The organism is Kitasatospora sp. NPDC127035, from assembly GCF_042726075.1.
GTDB lineage: Bacteria > Actinomycetota > Actinomycetes > Streptomycetales > Streptomycetaceae > Kitasatospora.
Genome location: NZ_JBHXDN010000008.1, coordinates 74,671 through 89,934, shown reverse-complemented (window position 1 = coordinate 89,934; position 15,264 = coordinate 74,671). Strand labels below are relative to the sequence as shown.

The 15,264-nt window shown below is 75.8% G+C and carries 12 protein-coding genes; 10 read left to right on the top strand and 2 right to left on the bottom strand.

Annotated elements, in window-relative coordinates; genetic code table 11:
- The first annotated feature begins 59 nt into the window (after nucleotides 1-59).
- From ACFWIC_RS07530 to ACFWIC_RS07485, 10 genes are all read left to right on the top strand, one after another.
- A complete protein-coding gene (locus ACFWIC_RS07530; RefSeq protein ID WP_380516694.1) occupies nucleotides 60-5,555 on the top strand; it encodes a hypothetical protein in 5,496 nt (1,831 codons plus the stop codon).
- The gene (locus ACFWIC_RS07525) at nucleotides 5,552-7,186 is read left to right on the top strand and encodes a CATRA conflict system CASPASE/TPR repeat-associated protein (protein WP_380516691.1); all 1,635 of its coding nucleotides are present in this window, start codon (nucleotides 5,552-5,554) and stop codon (nucleotides 7,184-7,186) included. Before ACFWIC_RS07530 ends, ACFWIC_RS07525 begins: the two co-directional genes overlap by 4 nt.
- Nucleotides 7,183-7,518 carry a hypothetical protein gene (locus tag ACFWIC_RS07520; RefSeq protein WP_355405082.1) on the top strand — a complete coding sequence of 112 codons (336 nt, stop codon included), beginning with the start codon at nucleotides 7,183-7,185 and terminating at the stop codon, nucleotides 7,516-7,518. Before ACFWIC_RS07525 ends, ACFWIC_RS07520 begins: the two co-directional genes overlap by 4 nt.
- A 237-nt stretch (nucleotides 7,519-7,755) precedes the next feature.
- Nucleotides 7,756-7,947, top strand: a complete 192-nt coding sequence (locus ACFWIC_RS07515) for a DUF1508 domain-containing protein (protein ID WP_329880092.1) — start codon at nucleotides 7,756-7,758, stop codon at nucleotides 7,945-7,947.
- A gap of 123 nt (nucleotides 7,948-8,070) precedes the next feature.
- Complete coding sequence (locus ACFWIC_RS07510) at nucleotides 8,071-9,495, top strand: glycosyltransferase family 4 protein (protein ID WP_380516687.1); 1,425 nt, start codon at nucleotides 8,071-8,073, stop codon at nucleotides 9,493-9,495.
- Nucleotides 9,492-10,688, top strand: a complete 1,197-nt coding sequence (locus ACFWIC_RS07505) for a glycosyltransferase (RefSeq protein ID WP_380354933.1) — start codon at nucleotides 9,492-9,494, stop codon at nucleotides 10,686-10,688. The genes ACFWIC_RS07510 and ACFWIC_RS07505 overlap by 4 nt, the downstream gene beginning before the upstream one ends.
- Before the next feature lie 147 nt (nucleotides 10,689-10,835).
- Nucleotides 10,836-11,822, top strand: coding sequence for an SGNH/GDSL hydrolase family protein (locus ACFWIC_RS07500; RefSeq protein WP_380516684.1), 987 nt, complete (start codon nucleotides 10,836-10,838; stop codon nucleotides 11,820-11,822).
- 100 nt (nucleotides 11,823-11,922) lie between these two features.
- On the top strand, nucleotides 11,923-12,261 hold the full coding sequence (locus tag ACFWIC_RS07495; protein ID WP_329880095.1) for a hypothetical protein: 339 nt from the start codon (nucleotides 11,923-11,925) through the stop codon (nucleotides 12,259-12,261).
- 132 nt (nucleotides 12,262-12,393) lie between these two features.
- Nucleotides 12,394-13,515: an NUDIX domain-containing protein gene (locus ACFWIC_RS07490; RefSeq protein ID WP_380516680.1), complete on the top strand. Its 1,122-nt coding sequence runs from the start codon at nucleotides 12,394-12,396 to the stop codon at nucleotides 13,513-13,515.
- Nucleotides 13,516-13,671: 156 nt separating this feature from the next.
- Nucleotides 13,672-14,079 (top strand): DUF6188 family protein, encoded by a 408-nt coding sequence (locus tag ACFWIC_RS07485; protein ID WP_380516678.1) that lies wholly within the window; start codon nucleotides 13,672-13,674, stop codon nucleotides 14,077-14,079.
- A 118-nt stretch (nucleotides 14,080-14,197) separates the two neighbouring features.
- On the opposite strand, the gene ACFWIC_RS07480 is transcribed toward ACFWIC_RS07485, so the two are convergent.
- A complete protein-coding gene (locus ACFWIC_RS07480) occupies nucleotides 14,198-14,605 on the bottom strand; it encodes a VOC family protein (protein WP_329880099.1) in 408 nt (135 codons plus the stop codon).
- 153 nt (nucleotides 14,606-14,758) lie between these two features.
- The gene (locus tag ACFWIC_RS07475; RefSeq protein ID WP_329880100.1) at nucleotides 14,759-15,133 is read right to left on the bottom strand and encodes a hypothetical protein; all 375 of its coding nucleotides are present in this window, start codon (nucleotides 15,131-15,133) and stop codon (nucleotides 14,759-14,761) included.
- Between the last annotated feature and the right edge of the window lie 131 nt (nucleotides 15,134-15,264).

The window sequence follows — 15,264 nt, the reverse complement described above, 5'->3', positions numbered from 1 at the left end:
ACCCGGCGTGCGCCGCTCCTGCCAGAATCGTGACCGCGGACCGGCTACCAGGGGGAAGCATGGACCACACGCAGTCGGACCCGGCGACGGACGACGGCACGGCAGCCGGGCCCCCCGAGCCCGGCCCACCGACCGCGGGGCGGCACACCACCAGTACGCACTTCGTCGGCATCGGTGTGGCCGCGTACCGGGAGGGACTGCCGGACCTGCCCTCGCCGGTCCGGGACGTGACCCGCCTCGCCGCCGCGCTCCGCAAGGTGTGGCAGGGGCCCGCGGCCCGTACCGGCCACACCTTCTCGACCACCCTGCGCACCGACCCGACCTCCCGGGACATCGCCGAGCTGCTCGCCGGCCCGGCGCTGCCGCCGCACAAGATCCCGGGCCCGGCCCGGTCGTCCTACCTGTTCGTCCTGTGGAGCGGCCACGGTGACCTGGCCGGTGACCGGCTGCTGCTGGCGACGGCCGACACCGCCGTCACCGCCTCCGGGTGGGACCCGGCGGTCGAGGCCCGGAGTCTGGTCGCGTGGGCGGCCGCCGCCGGCGCCCGGCAGCTCCTGCTGGTGGTCAACTGCTGCTTCGCCGGGGCCGTCACCGGGCTGGAGGAGGTCGCCGGCCGGATCGCCAACGCGGTCGACGAGGCCGAAGGCGCACGGGACTTCCTCTGGATCGGGCTGCTCGCCGGCGCCGACACCGGACAGCGTGCCGCGGACGCCCTGATGACCCACCACCTGCGACGGGTCCTGGAGAAGGGTCCGGCCGAAGCGCGCCGCGGCCGGGCCCCCTGGCTCGCCGGCCAGCCCATGGTGTCCGCGCAGGACGTCGTCGACGAGCTGATGGACGGCTGGTCGCAGGACGTGGGGCCGTACTCCGCCCAACGACCGGTGTTCCGCCCCAACCTGCAACGGCCCGACATGCGCCACCGCGACCGGACCGAGTGGATCGAGATGTTCCCCAATCCCCTGTACCGGCCCGGCACCGGCCCTCAGGTGGTCCAGCACCTGCTGGAGGCGGCGCGCGGCTCCGGCGTCCTCCCCGCCCAGTTGCTGTTCAGCGGACGGCGGACGGAGGTGGAGCTGGTGGTCGGCCGGGTCCGGTCGGGAGTGCCCGGGCTGCATGTCGTCACCGGCCCCGCCGGCACGGGGAAGTCGGCGATCGTCGGACGCGTCGTCAGCCTGTCCGACCCCGCGGAACGGGACCGGGTGCTCGCCGGGGACCAGGACCCCGGCCATGCCGACCCCGGAGCCGGCTCGGTGCACGCCAACGTGCACGCCCGTGGGCGTTCGGCCGAGGACCTCGCCGCCGAGCTGGACGACCAGCTGATCGGCGCCGGGATCATCGACGCCGCCGACGACGGGGAGCCCCGCACCTGCACGGCCCTGGTCGCCGCGGTCCAGGCCGCCCGCACCACGAGGAGGCCGCGCGACGACGGGAACGACGGGAGCGGTGCCGGTTGCCCGGTGATCGTCTTCGACGGCCTCGACGAGGCCCGGACGAGGCGGACCCGGACCGCCAACGACACCTGGCGCCGCGACGCGTTCGACATCGCCGAGCGGCTCGTCCTCCCGCTCGCCGAGACCGCCACCGTCGTCGTGTCGACCCGCGACCTGCCCCGGGACGACGGGCCCGGCGAGGATCTGCTGCGCCTCCTCTGCGGCGCGCGCCCGCCCGCCCTGGACCTGGCGGCCGAGGAGTACCTCGCCGGGGCGGAGGAGGCCGTCCGGGGCTACGTCCGGCGCCGGCTCACCGGACTGCCCGGACACCCGGCCGCCGGGCCGGGCGGCGCGGCAGGACCGGACGGCCCGCTGTCGGTCGCCGACGCCGACCGGGTCGCCGACCACGTCCTCGCCTCCGTACCGGCCGACCGTACGGGCGTGTTCCTGCTCGCCCGCGTCATCACCGACCAGCTGGCCGCGCGACTCACCGGTACCGTCCCCTCCGGCCGCGCGCCGGGCGACGCGACCGACGCGGACAGCGCCGGTGACCGCACGGCGGCCCGGCCGGACTGGCTGGACCGGCTCAGCGGCAGCCTGGAGGAGGCCGTCCGACGCGACCTCGCCGACGTCGCCGCCCCCACCCGCGAGGCTCTCGCCGCCGACCCGCCCGCCCACGCCCGGCTCCTGCTCACCGCACTCACCTGGGCCCTGGGCGCCGGCTTCCCCGAGGCCGAGTGGCTGAGCGTGGCGAGCGCGATGGCCCGCCAGCGCGAGCTGCTGGCCCCCGACGACCGCTACCGGACCGAGGACGCCGACTGGCTCCTCGGCGCCCTCGGCCGCCACGTCACCCAGGACGTCCTGGACGATCCTGCGGGAGGGGTCGGCCCCGCCGTCTACCGCATCGCCCACCAGAGCGTCGTCGACCTGCTGCACCCGCCGTTCAGCCCGACCCGGGCGGCCCCCTTCGACACCGCCGCGCAGGAGGTGTTCGACGCGCTGTTCGCCGAGGCCCGCGACCGGATGGCGGACGGTCGGTCGCTGATCGAGGCCCGCTACCTCTGGCTGCGGCTCAGCGACCACGCGGCCCGGGCCGGCGAGGACGGCGTGGCCGGGATCGCCGCGCTCGGTGAGATCACCGAGAACCTGATCAGCCTGGCCGTCACCGCCGGCACGGTGGCGGAGCAACTGCTCGACCACGGCTTCGGGGACCGCGCCGCGGCGATGTACGACCTCGCGATCGGCAGCTGGCGGGCCGTCGCGGCGTCGGACCCGTACCCGGGAGTCCGCGGAGCGCTCGCCGAGACACTGGAGAACGCCGCGTCCGGTGTCCTCATCGGCGGCGGCGCCCCCACCGCCTACCTCGCGCTCATCCAGGAGGCCCGCGACCACTTCGAGTTCGTCGTGGCCGAACTCGGACTGTCGGCCGCGGGGAGCGACCTCGCCCGGGTCCTCGCCAAGGAGGCGGACCTGTGGACGACCATCGACCCCCCGCAGGGCCGCGAGCCGGCCGAGAAGGCGCTCCGGCTCACCCTGCACCGGTCCGCGGCCGACCTGCGGCTGATCGCCCTCGCCGCCAAGATCGCGGTGGAACAGTCCTGTGGCACACCGGAGAACGCCCTGAGCGCGCTGCGGGAGGTCCTGGAGCTGACCCGGCTCGGAGGCCGGCCGTCGGACGACCCGGCGACCGTGCCCCCGGCGACCTCCGAAACGCCGACCGGCGCCCCCGAGCCCCACGGGGCCGGCGAACTCCTGGACGACGACGTGGAGGCCCCCGACCCACAGACCACCGTCGTGCTGAACCAGGCCGCGACCGTCCTGTACCGGCTCGGCCGGTTCGCCGAGGCGGAGACGGCACTGACCCGGGCCGTCGCGGGCTGGCGGGCCATGGCCCGCACGACGCCGGAACGCGTCCGGTGGCCGATGGGTGACACCCTCGGCGTCCTGGCCGGCGTCAGGTGCGCGCGCGGTGACGCCCGGCGGGCCGTCGAGGCCGGGCGGGAGGCGGTCGAGCTGCTCGACGTGCCCCACCGCGACGAGGGGGCGAACGTCCTCCTGCTGGCCAAGGCCGAGGCCAACCTCGCCGAGGCCTACGCCCTCGACGGCTCCGCCCGCGAGGCGATCACCGTGGCCACCAGCGCCGTCGGACGGCTGCGCCCGCTCGCCCCGGACCAGCCGGGCGCGGCGGTGATCCTGACGGTCGCGCTGTTCAATCTCGCCGGCGGGTACGCCATCCACTCCGGGACCTCCACCGCGGCGTCGACGAGCACCGAGGGGCTCCACCTCGTCCCCCTGGCACTCGCCGACGAGGCCATGGACCTGCTGGACACCCTGGTCGGAGCGGATCCGGTGCGCTTCACCTCGGACTGGCTGACCGGGGCCGGCAGCTACCTGGCGGTCTGTCTGACCCTGGGGAGGCCGGAGGACGCCCTGCCCCGTCTGGACCTCGTCCTGGAGACCGCCCGGCGCCGGTACACCGGCGAGGGCGACCCGGACCCGGCCGTCTTCGTCAAGGCCCTGCGCCACGTCGGCGAGGTGCTGGAGGACGGCCGTCCGCGCGGCGACGGAGCCGAGGACACCGCCCGGCGGCACACGATGCTGGTCCGGGCCGTCTCCTGCACGGAGGAGGCCGTCGAGGTGCTGCGGAGCTGGGCCGAGCGGGAACCCGACGCCGTCGCCGACCTCTGCGAGGCCCGGTTGGACCTGGCCCGTCTGCTCCGCCTGCTGGCGGCCGAGTGGCAGGAGACCCGGCCCGGCGACGCCGAACGGGCCGAGGGCCTGGAGACCGAGACGCTGGAACGTCTCCGTACCGCCCGGGCAGCCGAGCCCGACCGGTACGCCGACCAGTTCGCCGCGGCCCTCGACTCCCGCGCCCGCCGGGTCCCGCGGGAAGAGGCCGTCGACCTGCGCGGCCAGGCGTTCGAGCTGCTGCTCGGGCTGGTCCGGGCCGACTCCTTCGACGACACCACCCAGCGCACCCACGCCGTGGCGGGCCGGCTCGCCGCCGACCTCGACGCGCTCGGCCGAGGTGCCGAGGCGGCGGTCGTCTGGGAACGCCTGGCCGCGCAGCCGTCGCCGTTCGCCTTCACGGCCCGGTTCCGTCAGGAGGGCTGGGACACCGCCGCCTGCGTCGCCTACCTCGTGGAAGCCTTCGCCGCACCCGGGCTCACCGACCAGCTCACCCTGGAACTCCTGCTGGCGGCGCAGCAGTTGCGAGTCGACGACCCGGAGGAGTTCGACCGGCGCTGGCTCGAACTCTCCGGCGAACCGCCGCCGCCCGGCATCACCGAACCCGTCGACCTCGACCAGGTCTCCCTCCTCGAAGTCTGGCTGCTCCAGCCCACCCTGGAGGCTCAGCACGACGTCCTCACCCGACATCCTGAGCTGCTGGGCCCGGAACTCGACGAGGTCGTCGCCGACCTGCCGGACGTCATGGCCCGCCCCCTCGCACCCGGCGTCGCCCCGCTGCCGATCCCGGTACTGCGCGGGCTCCGGTGGCTGGCCCGCACCTACGGCGTGGCCGAGAGCGCGGCGGACGCCGTCCGGGCGCGGATCGAGCGGTTCCTGACCGCGCCCCCCGCCGAGCAGTTCGCGATCATGGAGGAGGACGGCCCGTTCCTCGTCGGAGTCGCCGACACCCTGCTCCCCGAGGAGCCGAACTTCTGGCTCGCGGAGCCGGGCCTCGTCATCGCCTGGTGCCTGATCGCACTGGAGCGTACGGAACACCCCGGCCCCGACCCGGGGTGGCGGCGACGCGCAGCCGCGGAACTCGCCGATCCCGGCGGCCTGATCGATCTCAGCCGCGAGTCGCTGCTCGGCGCCGTGGACGGCCGGCCGGCCTTCGCGCTCGCCATGATCGCCCACCACACGGCGGACGACGAGTTCTACGGCGGCGTCGCCCTGCTCTTCGCCGCCATGGGAGGGATCCTGGCCGGCGTGTGGGCGCCCGACACCTGGGCAGCCGCCTTCACCGACGCCTTCCGCACGCTCCCCCCGGAAGCCGCCGCCGTCATCCGGTCCGACCTGCGCGCGCTGGCCGCGTCGGACCCACGGTTCGCCGCACTGGCCGAGGTCGAAGGCGAGACAGGCAGCGGAGCCGCCGGCGGCGTCGAGGGGGACCGATGACGAATGCGGGCACCGCGCCGAACGGCCGCCCCGGCCCCGCACCACAGCCGTCCGGCCCGCCCGGCACCCCCTCCGCCGCCCTGGACCAGCAGTGCCTGATCGGGTACGTCTTCACCCCCGCCGACGCCCCGGGGCTGGCCCGGATGGCCGAGCTGTGGGCCGACGCCGTCCGGCACTGGCCCCTGACCGCCGGACCGACCGGCACACCGGCCGTCCGACCGGGCGTCCCACCCGCCGTCCCACCCGCCGACCTCCCGGCCGCCGACGGCGTGCTGTGCCTCGCCCCGGCCCGGCCCGGCACACCGGGCCTGCATCAGATGCTGCTCCGCCGCTACCGCGACCGGCTCTGCCTGGCCGTCACCCTCTCCCCGCCCCACGGCGACTGGACGGCGCTGTACGAGCAGTGGCGCCGGGCCGTCCCGGGAGACCACCCCGCCGAACTCGGGCAGGCCGTCGTCCTCACCGCCGTCACCCCCCTCGCCGGCCCGCCGACCGCGCCTCCGCCGGCCACCACCCCTTCGCCGTCCGCAGCGGCCGCCGCAGGCGCCCTCCACGACGCCGTCCTCGCCGCCCTGCCCGGCACCCCGCCGACGGCCCTCGCCGTCACCCCCGGCCCGCTGCCGGTGTTCGAACCCCCGCCCCGCGGTACCGTCTCCGCGCCACGCGTGCTCGCCGTCCTCTGCGCCCCGGGCCAGGAGGCCGAACTCGACGGCTGGACCTGGAGCGACGGCACGGCCGCACTCACCCCGCTCGCCCGGTACCTCCTGCACGCGGCCGGTCTCCGCCGCCTCACCACCGCGCTCGACACCCGGCAAACCCGGGCCGACACCGTCGCCGCCGACCTCGAACGCGCCATCGCCGCCCTGCACGCCCTGCTCGACGGGCCGTCCACCGACGACCTCGTCCCGCACGGCCGCCGCCTGCTCGTCCGCACCCGGACCGAGCTGCTCAGCCTGGTCACACTGCGGACCAGGCTCGCCCAGGACGCCCGCGACGCCGAGATCGTCGCCCACAACCTCCGGGTAGCCCTCGGCGCCCGGCACACACCGGGGCAGGACACCACCGACTACGGCTTCGGGGCCGACCTCGCGACCGCCGCCCGCCTCGCCCACCGCGCCCAGGACGGCGCCGCCTGGCTCGCCTCCGTGGAGGAGCGCACCCAACTGATCGTCGCCGCCGCCGAGACCGCCGTGGCCGAACAGCTCCGGCTGCGGTCCGAGCGGGAGTCCCGCCGGTTCGAGCAGGTCACCCGGCGGAACACCGCGATCGTCGGCTCCCTCCTCATGCTCCTCGCCGCCGTCCAGTCGCTCCAGTACGCCGTCCCGCTGCCGGGCCGCCTCAAGCCCGCCGTCATCGCCCTGCTGGCCGCCCTCGCCCTCCAGCTCTCCCTCACCACCCCACCGGGAGTCCCCCGGCGGACCCGCTACTCCGTCGTGGCACTCGCCGTCACGGCCGGCACCCTCGCCTGGTGCGCCGAGGGCCTCGGCGGCGCCCTCCTGCACGCCGCCGTCAGCCCGGGCCGCAGCCTCGCCGTCGCCCTCGGCGCCGCGCTCTGCGCCACGGCCGCCGAACTCCTGCGCCGACGCGGCCGGTCGTCACGGCCGCCCGGTTCCTCTACTCTCGGCCCATGACGGCCAACCCTCCCACCCCGCTCGCCACCCGCATCGGACCAGAACTGGCCGAGGAAGCCGAGGAGTTGCTCGACCTCGTACGCCTCTGGCAGCTCCGCGCCTGGGCCGAGGTCGACGGCCTCCTCGCGGAGGTCGAGGCGGCCGTCGCCGCCGGCGACCGCGTGACCGTCGGCCGCCTCCTCAACGCCCTGCGCACCAAGGCTCCGGAGATGGCCGTCCAGGAGGTCAACGACCTCCGCCCGATCTCCGCCGACAGCGCCGAACGCATCGACCGCATCCTCGTCAACGACACCACCCCGGACAACCCCGCTCCCCCACCCCCGGCCGCCTGACCCCGGCCGCCCCCGCCCCGCTCCCGCCGGCCCCGCGTTCACGAGGCCGCCGCGACCGTCGCCGGCCGGTACGAGGCACTCCGCCGCCACCGTGCCGCCGGATCGGCGCGCCGGTCGGCAGGGGCCGCCCGTGACCCGTTCGGCGGAAACCCGAATGCATCATCTGGCAAGCAGCAGAAGGCTTTTGAGCCTACGGTGCGGTTCGAGGGGGCTTCCAGACGAGAGGTGAGCACTGCCATGGCAGGAAAGTTCGAGCTGTACACGGACGAGAGCGGCATGCACCGGTTCCGGCTCAAGGCGAGCAACGGCACCGTCGTGGTGACGGGCGACCCGCAGGAGAACCGGGACGACTGCATCAAGAGCATCGAGTCCCTCCGGAAGCTCGCTCCCTACGCGGAGCTGAAGGAGGCGGCCGCCCGGCCGGCCTGAGCGCCCCGGTAGGCCCCTCGGCGGGCGGGGACGCGGGTCGGCGGGACAAATCGCCGACCCGCGTTCGTTTGTACGACAGATCCCTTTGGCCACGTGCACGCCGGACCCGGACAGAACTCAGGCATGCGTGTCGTCATCGTCACCGAATCCTTTCCCCCCGAGGTCAACGGCGTCGCCCACAGCGTGCTGCGGACCGCCGAGCACCTGCTCCGCCGGGGCCACCAGCCGCTCGTCGTCACTCCGGCGCCCGCACGCGGCGCGCAGAGCCCGTCACACACCTTCGGTGCCGGTCCGGCCATGGCCGACCTCCCCGTGGTGCGGGTCCCGTCCGTCCCCCTTCCCGGCTACCCCCAGGTCCGGATCGCACTGCCCAGCCGCCGGCTGGCCGCCGCGATCCGGGGTCACCGGCCGGACCTGGTGCACCTGGCCAGCCCGTTCGTGCTCGGCGCGCGCGGCGCACAGGTCGCCACCCGGCTCGGCCTGCCGGTCGTCGCCGTCTACCAGACCGACCTGGCCGGGTACGCGCACGCCTACCGGGCCGGGCGCGGACTCGGCGAGGCCGCCGCCTGGCACCGGATCCGCTCCATCCACGGCCTCGCCTCCCGGACGCTCGCGCCGTCCACCCCCGCCGCGCAGGACCTCACCGCGCACGGCGTCGCCCGGGTCCAGCTCTGGCCGCGCGGCGTCGACTCGGCCCGCTTCCACCCGCGCCACCGCGACGAGGCCCTGCACCGGGCGCTCGCCCCCGGCGGCGAGGTCCTGGTCGGGTACGTCGGGCGGCTCGCGCCGGAGAAGCGGGTCGACCTGCTGGCCCGGACCTCGGCCCTGCCGGGGGTACGGGTCGTGATCATCGGCGACGGACCGTCCGCGCCGGGGCTGAAGGCCGCCATGCCCGGTGCGGTGTTCCTCGGCCGGCGCACCGGGGAGGAGCTGGCCCGCTGCTTCGCCACGCTGGACGTGTTCGTGCACACCGGGCCGCTGGAGACCTTCTGCCAGACCATCCAGGAAGCGATGGCCAGCGGGGTCCCGGTGGTCGGCCCGGCCGCCGGTGGACCGCTGGACCTCGTCGCGCACCACCGCACCGGCCTGCTCGTCCCGCCCCGGGACGGCGCGGCGGTCGCACGGGCGGTGACCGCCCTCGCCGAGGACGCCGAGCTACGGGCCGCGTACGGCCGGGCGGGGCGGGCCGAGGTGACCGCCCGCACCTGGGAGGCGGTCGGGGACATGCTGCTGCGGCACTACGCGGAGGTGCTGGCGGAGCACCACGGGGCGACGGCGGCGACGGCATCCACGCCGGAGCCGGTAGCCGTGCCGGTGCCGGTGCCCGCAGCCGTGCCCCTACCGGTAGCCGTGCCGGTTCCGGTGCCGGTGCCGGTGCCGGTGCCGGGGAGCGTGCAGGCCGCTGCACCCCGGGCGGACACCACCGGCCGGAACGGCCTGCACGCCGTCCAGGAGACCGCCGACGCCGCCGGGAGCGCCGCGGGAACCCGCGCGCACGCCACCCGGGACGCGGCCGGCACTCCGGTCACGGAGGAGCTGACGGCATGACCGCCGGACCGCTGCGCATCGTCCGGGTGGCGAACTTCGTCACCCCCGTCTCCGGCGGGCTGCGGACCGCACTGCGCCACCTCGGCGCGGGCTACCGGGCCGCCGGGCACGCACCGGTGCTGGTCGTCCCCGGCGAGCGGCGAGCCACGGAGGAGGGCGAACAGGGACTGGTCGTCACCCTCCCCGGACGGGTCCTGCCCGGCAGCGGCGGCTACCGCCTGCTCACCGACCGGCGCGCGGTCGCCACCGAACTGGAACGGCTCGCACCCGACCGGCTGGAGGTCTCCGACCGGACCACCCTGCGCTGGACGGGCTCCTGGGCACGACGGCACGGCGTCCGATCGGCGATGGTCTCGCACGAGAGTGCCGCCGGACTGCTGCGCACCTGGGGCCTGCCCGGCCCGGTCGCCGGCGCGGCGGCCGACCGGCTCAACGGCCGCACCGCCGGGTCGTACGACACGGTGATCTGCACGACGGACTGGGCCGCCGCCGAGTTCCGCCGCCTCGGCGTCCGGAACGTGGCCCGCGCGCCGCTCGGCGTGGACCTCGCCGCCCTGTGCCCGCCGGGCGCCGACGAACGGGCCGAGGAACGGGCCCGGTACGCGACACCTGGCGAGGTGCTGCTGGTGCTCTGTTCGCGGCTCTCCCCCGAGAAGCGTCCCGAGCACGCGCTCGACGCCCTCGCCGAGCTGCGCGCGCGTGGCCTGCCCGCCGTCCTCGCGGTGGCCGGCGCCGGACCGCTCAGGTCGCGGCTGGCCGCCCGGGCCGCCCGTGACCGGCTGCCCGTGCACTTCCTCGGGCACCTCGCCGGGCGCGACGCGGTCGCCCGCCTGCTCGGCTGTGCGGACGTGGTCATCGCCCCCGGGCCGGTGGAGACCTTCGGGCTGGCGGCGATGGAGGCGCTGGCCTGCGGCACGCCGGTGGTCGTCAACCGCTGCTCCGCCCTGCCGGAGCTGGTCGGCCCGGCCGGGGTGGCCGCCGAACCCACGGGCGCCGGGTACGCCGACGGAGTGCACGACCTCCTCGCGCGCCCCGAAGCGGCCCGGCGCGCCGCCGCCCGCGCCCAGGCCGAGCGGTACGGCTGGCCCGCCGCCGTGGCCGCCTTCCTGGCCGCTCACGGTGCATCCGGCACACCGGGCGCACCACATGCATCCGGCGCATCCGGCGCACCGGGGACCCACGACGCGGGATAGAAGAAGCCCACGGGCCGCACGCAGGAAGGTGCAGGACCGGCGCGGAGCAGGAGGGCGGCCCCCGTCCTCCCGCTCCGGCGAACGCGCATGCGCATGCGCTGGACGGAACGGCCGGGCCGGAGGGCCCGGGAAGGTGTGGGAGGTGCGATGAACACGATCGCGGCGGTGGACGAGGGAGACGGCACCGTTCCGGGTGCCGCTCACGGGGCGACACGGGCGAGTGCACGACGGACCGGCGAACCGGTCCGGTTCGTGGCACTCGGGGATTCACTCACCGAAGGGATCGGCGACCCGATCGCCGACGGATGGCGCGGCTGGGCGGCGCTGCTCGCCCGGTCACTGGCCCCGCCGCACACGGGTGTCGAGTTCACCAACCTCGCACGGAGCGGCGCACTCACCACCGACCTGACGGCCGAGCAGCTGCCGACGGCCCTGGCGCTGCGTCCGCAGCTGGCGGCCGTGGTCGCCGGCGGCAACGACACCCTGCGGTCCGGCTTCGACGTCGCACGGACCGCGCGGGCGCTCGACGCCGTCCTCGGCCGGCTCACGGACGGCGGCGCGCAGGTGCTCACCGCCTGCCTGCCCGACCCGGGCACGCTGCTGCGGCTGCCGCCTCCGCTCGCCCGGCCGCTGGCCCGGCGGATGCGGGCGGTGAACGCGGTGGTGCACGCCCTCTCCGTCCGCCACGGGAGCGTCCACCTGCACATCGCCGACCTGCCCTGGAGCGCCGAGCGGCAGTTGCTCAGCGTCGACCGGCTGCACCCCAGTGCCGAGGGCCACCACCTGATCGCCCGGGGCTTCCACGGCCTGCTCGCGGACGCCGGGCGCCCGCTCGGTCCGGCCCCCGTCCCGGAGCCGGTCGAACCGCCGCCGGGCACGCTGGCCGACCTCTGGTGGATGGCCACCCGGGGCACCCGCTGGGTCGTGGACCGCAGCACGGACCTGCTCCCGGGCCTGCTGGCGCTGGCCGCCGTCGAGGGCTCCGCCCGCCTCCGGGGCACCACCTGCCGTCAGGACGAGCTGATGGCCCGTGCCACGACCGCCGCCCTCACCTCCCTCCCGCCCGTCACCTCCCTCGGGCGGGCGGCCGGCTCCGAGCAGGACGGCGGGGGCCGCCTCCCGTCCGGCAATTGATCTTGTGCTGCGGTCGGGGCCGGGCCACCATGTGGTGCACCAGGACGCGGCCGACCGAGGTCACGCCCGCCTCCGCGAATCGGGTGACCCGTTGTCAGGTGTGGATTCCACCGGTCCCGGGAAGCTTCGCTGGTCCGGCCGACTCGGCCGGCAGCCCGCCTCGCTCCGCGAGGTCGACGGCCGGCACCTGCTGCAGATCGGCGACAGGTCCACCCTGCTCGACGCCCGCACCGGCGTCCGGCACCGGAGCAGCCTGCTGAGCAGGCGCATCATCGTGCACCACCCGGACCGGGCCCCCTTCGTCCACCGCTACCGGCTCCCGTGGATGCTGCAGCTGGCCCCGCTCTGGGAGACCGCGTACGACCGCTGGTCCGCCGAGGCCGACGACCCGGGCCTGACCCTGATCGAGCTGCTGGGCGGGGCGGACGACTGGGACTAGCCGAGCAACCCGGATCGGCCAGCTGCCCGGCCGGTCGTCGACGGACCGGCTCCGGCCGCTCCTCCGGATCCGGGGAACCGTCGGGGGCGGTCGGGGTGTCGGGGTAGGCAGGACGGCAGAGGGAGCGGAACGTTGACGGAGCGTACGGGGCATGCGGGGCGCGAGTTGTTGGCGGCGGCCGGGGTGTTGTTCCCCGACCGGCGGGGGCGGGTGCTGGTGGTCCGGCTGCCGTACGACCGGGAGCACCCGGTGGCCGTACCCGGCGGGGGCTGGGAGCCGCAGGACCGTTCGCCGCGCCACACGGCAGCCCGGGAGATCGCGGAGGAGCTGGGGTTCACGCCCCGCCTCGGGCCCCTGGCCTGCCTCGACTGGACGCTCGACCACTCCCGTCCGCCGATCGCCGCCCACCTCTACTGGGCCGACCCGCTGACGCCGGAACAGGCGGCGGCGATCAGGCCGGACCGGGCCGAGGTCGGCGGCTGGGCGTGGCTGACCCCCGAGGAGGCGGGCCACGCGCTGCCACCCCGGCTCTCCCGGCGGGTGACGGCGTGCCTGCGGGCGCCGCGCTCGGCCGCGCCGCTGGAGCTGGAGGACAGCCTTCCGGCCGGGCACACCCTCGACCACCTGGCGGCGGGACCGCCGCCCGCGTACACGGGACTGGCAGGACTGCGGCTGGAGGGAGCGGAATCGCCGGACGTCGCGGCGAGGGCCCCCGGGCCCGTCGCGCCCCCGCTGGACCGGGAGGCCTACATCGCCACCCGGCCACGGATCCGGGCCAAGGCGCGGACGGTGTTCACGGACCGGGCGGGCCGGGTCCTGCTGGTGCGGCTGCGGCCGTGGGACGGCCCGAAAGGCAAGGTGCCGTACTGGGTGCTGCCGGGCGGCGGCGTCGAGGCGGACCGGGAACTGCCGCGCGCCGCGGCCCGCCGGGAGGTCCGCGAGGAGCTGGGGTGGGCGTGCGAGCCGGGCCGGCTGCTGGCCGTGGACTGGCTCCCCGGCCGGGACGCGGACCCGGCGAGCACCCGGGACACCGCCGTGCTGGTGTACGTCTTCGACGGTGGCACGGTGACCGAGGAGCGGCTGGCCTCGATCGCCCTGGCCGAGGACGAGCTGGTCGAGTGGCGGCTCTGCGATCCGGCCGAGGCGCGGGCGCTGCTGTCGGCCTCGTCGTGGGCCAGGACCTCGGCCGCGCTGGCCGCCCGCGGGCGGCCGGGCGGACCGGCCGAGCTGGTCGGCGGTCGACCGGCGCACTGAGCGCCGGGGCACGCGGAAGCGGCCGGACGGCCGGCGCACCGGGGTGACGGGCCGGGTGGCGGCCCGGCCGACGGGACGGCGGGCCGGCCGACCGACGGGACGAGCGGCGGGACCGGTGGCGAGACAGGTGGCGGGCCGCCGGTCCACACTGGTCGCATGCAGAACGGGATCGGAGCACGGCAGGCGATCGAGGACGCCCTGGCCGGCCGCCGGGTGGCGTCGGTCAGCGGCGGCGGACGGCTCGACCTCACCCTCGACGGTCCGGTGACCGTCCGGGTGGCGCACGAGTTCCGCTTCTCCGCGCCGTCGGAGGTGGAGCACTTCTACCCGGAACTCACCGTCCACCCCACCGGCGCGCTGCTCGGCCTGGTGGGCCGGACCGTCGACGGGGCCCGCGTGACCATGGCCGGAGGGCTGGAGCTGGTCTTCGACGGGGTCGGCACGCTGTCCGTCCCGCCGCACGCCCTGCTCGCGCCCTGGCGCGTGTTCACGCCCGAGGGCGCGGTCTGCACCGGTCTGCCCGGCGGCGAGGTCGCGTGGTCGGAGGACGGCAGGACCGGCTGAGCCCGCCCGGGCAGGCCCGAGCACGCCCGGCACCTGCTGTCCCGAGGCAGCCGACCGGGCGGCCTTCCCCGAGTGGCCCTCGGCCCGGAGCGGCCGTCCGGGGTGAACGGTCGACCCGTCAGTCCTGGGCGACGGCCGGGTCCATCCAGATCACCTCCCAGAGGTGCCCGTCGAGGTCGGCGAAGGTGCGCCCGTACATGAACCCACCCTGTTCGGTGGCCTCACGCGGCTCCACGGCTCCCGCGGCGACCGCCTTGTCCACCAGCGCGTCGACCTCGGCGCGGCTGTCGACACCGAGCGCCAGGATCGTCTGGGCGGTCGCGGAGGTGTCCGGGATCTCCTTCTCGGAGAAGGACTTGAAGAACGGCTCGGTCAGCAGCATCGCGAAGATGGAGTCGCTGATGACCAGACAACCGGCCTTCTCGTCGGTGAACTTCGGGTTGAAGGCGTAGTCCATCGACGTGAAGAACTCGATGGACCTGGCGAGGTCCTTCACGGGGAGGTTGACGAAGATCTTGGTCGACATTGCACGGGCCTTTCTCGTCACGACGTCCGTCTCGACGGCCGTTCTGCTGAACGAACCTCAGCCTTGCAGACGGCACCGACACCCGGCCCGGACCCCGCGCCGCGCGTCGCGGGGTCCGTCGCCCGTACAGAGGCCTGAGCGGTCGGAGGCCGGTCAGACCTCCAGGTCCGCCTCGATCTTCGTCAGCTGGTGGCGGGCCATCGCCAGGTTGGCCCGGCCCTTGTCCAGGGCCAGGTAGAGGAAGAGCCCGTTGCCGCTGCGGCCGGTGAGCGGGCGGATCAGGTGGTACTGGCTGCTGAGCGTGATGAGGATGTCCTCGATCCCGTCCTTCAGGCCCAGCATGTCCATGGTGCGCATCTTCGCCCGGACCACGTCCGTGTTCCCTGCGGCCGCGACGTTGAGGTCGATGCCACCGGCTCCGTCGAGGGTGGCCAGGGCCATCCCGCTGTTGTAGTCGACGAGGGCGGCGCCGATGGCGCCTTCGATCACGGTGAGGGCCTGCTTGAGCGCGCCTGCGGCGTCCGTCATGTCGGTTCTCCGGTTCGGTGGTGGGGTTTCAGGTCGGACAGGTCAAGAGGGTGGAGCGGTCGAGAAGGTGGAGCAGGCCGAGAAGGTGGAGCGGTCGTGAGGGAGGAGCAGGTCGAGAAGGTGGTCGGGTC

Excerpts from the sequence above, each read along its gene's own strand:
- ACFWIC_RS07530 (WP_380516694.1), top strand. The coding sequence starts at position 60 with ATGGACCACACGCAGTCGGACCCGGCGACGGACGACGGCACGGCAGCC.
- ACFWIC_RS07525 (WP_380516691.1), top strand. The coding sequence starts at position 5,552 with ATGACGAATGCGGGCACCGCGCCGAACGGCCGCCCCGGCCCCGCACCA.
- ACFWIC_RS07520 (WP_355405082.1), top strand. The coding sequence starts at position 7,183 with ATGACGGCCAACCCTCCCACCCCGCTCGCCACCCGCATCGGACCAGAA.
- ACFWIC_RS07515 (WP_329880092.1), top strand. The coding sequence starts at position 7,756 with ATGGCAGGAAAGTTCGAGCTGTACACGGACGAGAGCGGCATGCACCGG.
- ACFWIC_RS07510 (WP_380516687.1), top strand. The coding sequence starts at position 8,071 with ATGCGTGTCGTCATCGTCACCGAATCCTTTCCCCCCGAGGTCAACGGC.
- ACFWIC_RS07505 (WP_380354933.1), top strand. The coding sequence starts at position 9,492 with ATGACCGCCGGACCGCTGCGCATCGTCCGGGTGGCGAACTTCGTCACC.
- ACFWIC_RS07500 (WP_380516684.1), top strand. The coding sequence starts at position 10,836 with ATGAACACGATCGCGGCGGTGGACGAGGGAGACGGCACCGTTCCGGGT.
- ACFWIC_RS07485 (WP_380516678.1), top strand. The coding sequence starts at position 13,672 with ATGCAGAACGGGATCGGAGCACGGCAGGCGATCGAGGACGCCCTGGCC.
- ACFWIC_RS07480 (WP_329880099.1), bottom strand. The coding sequence starts at position 14,605 with ATGTCGACCAAGATCTTCGTCAACCTCCCCGTGAAGGACCTCGCCAGG.
- ACFWIC_RS07475 (WP_329880100.1), bottom strand. The coding sequence starts at position 15,133 with ATGACGGACGCCGCAGGCGCGCTCAAGCAGGCCCTCACCGTGATCGAA.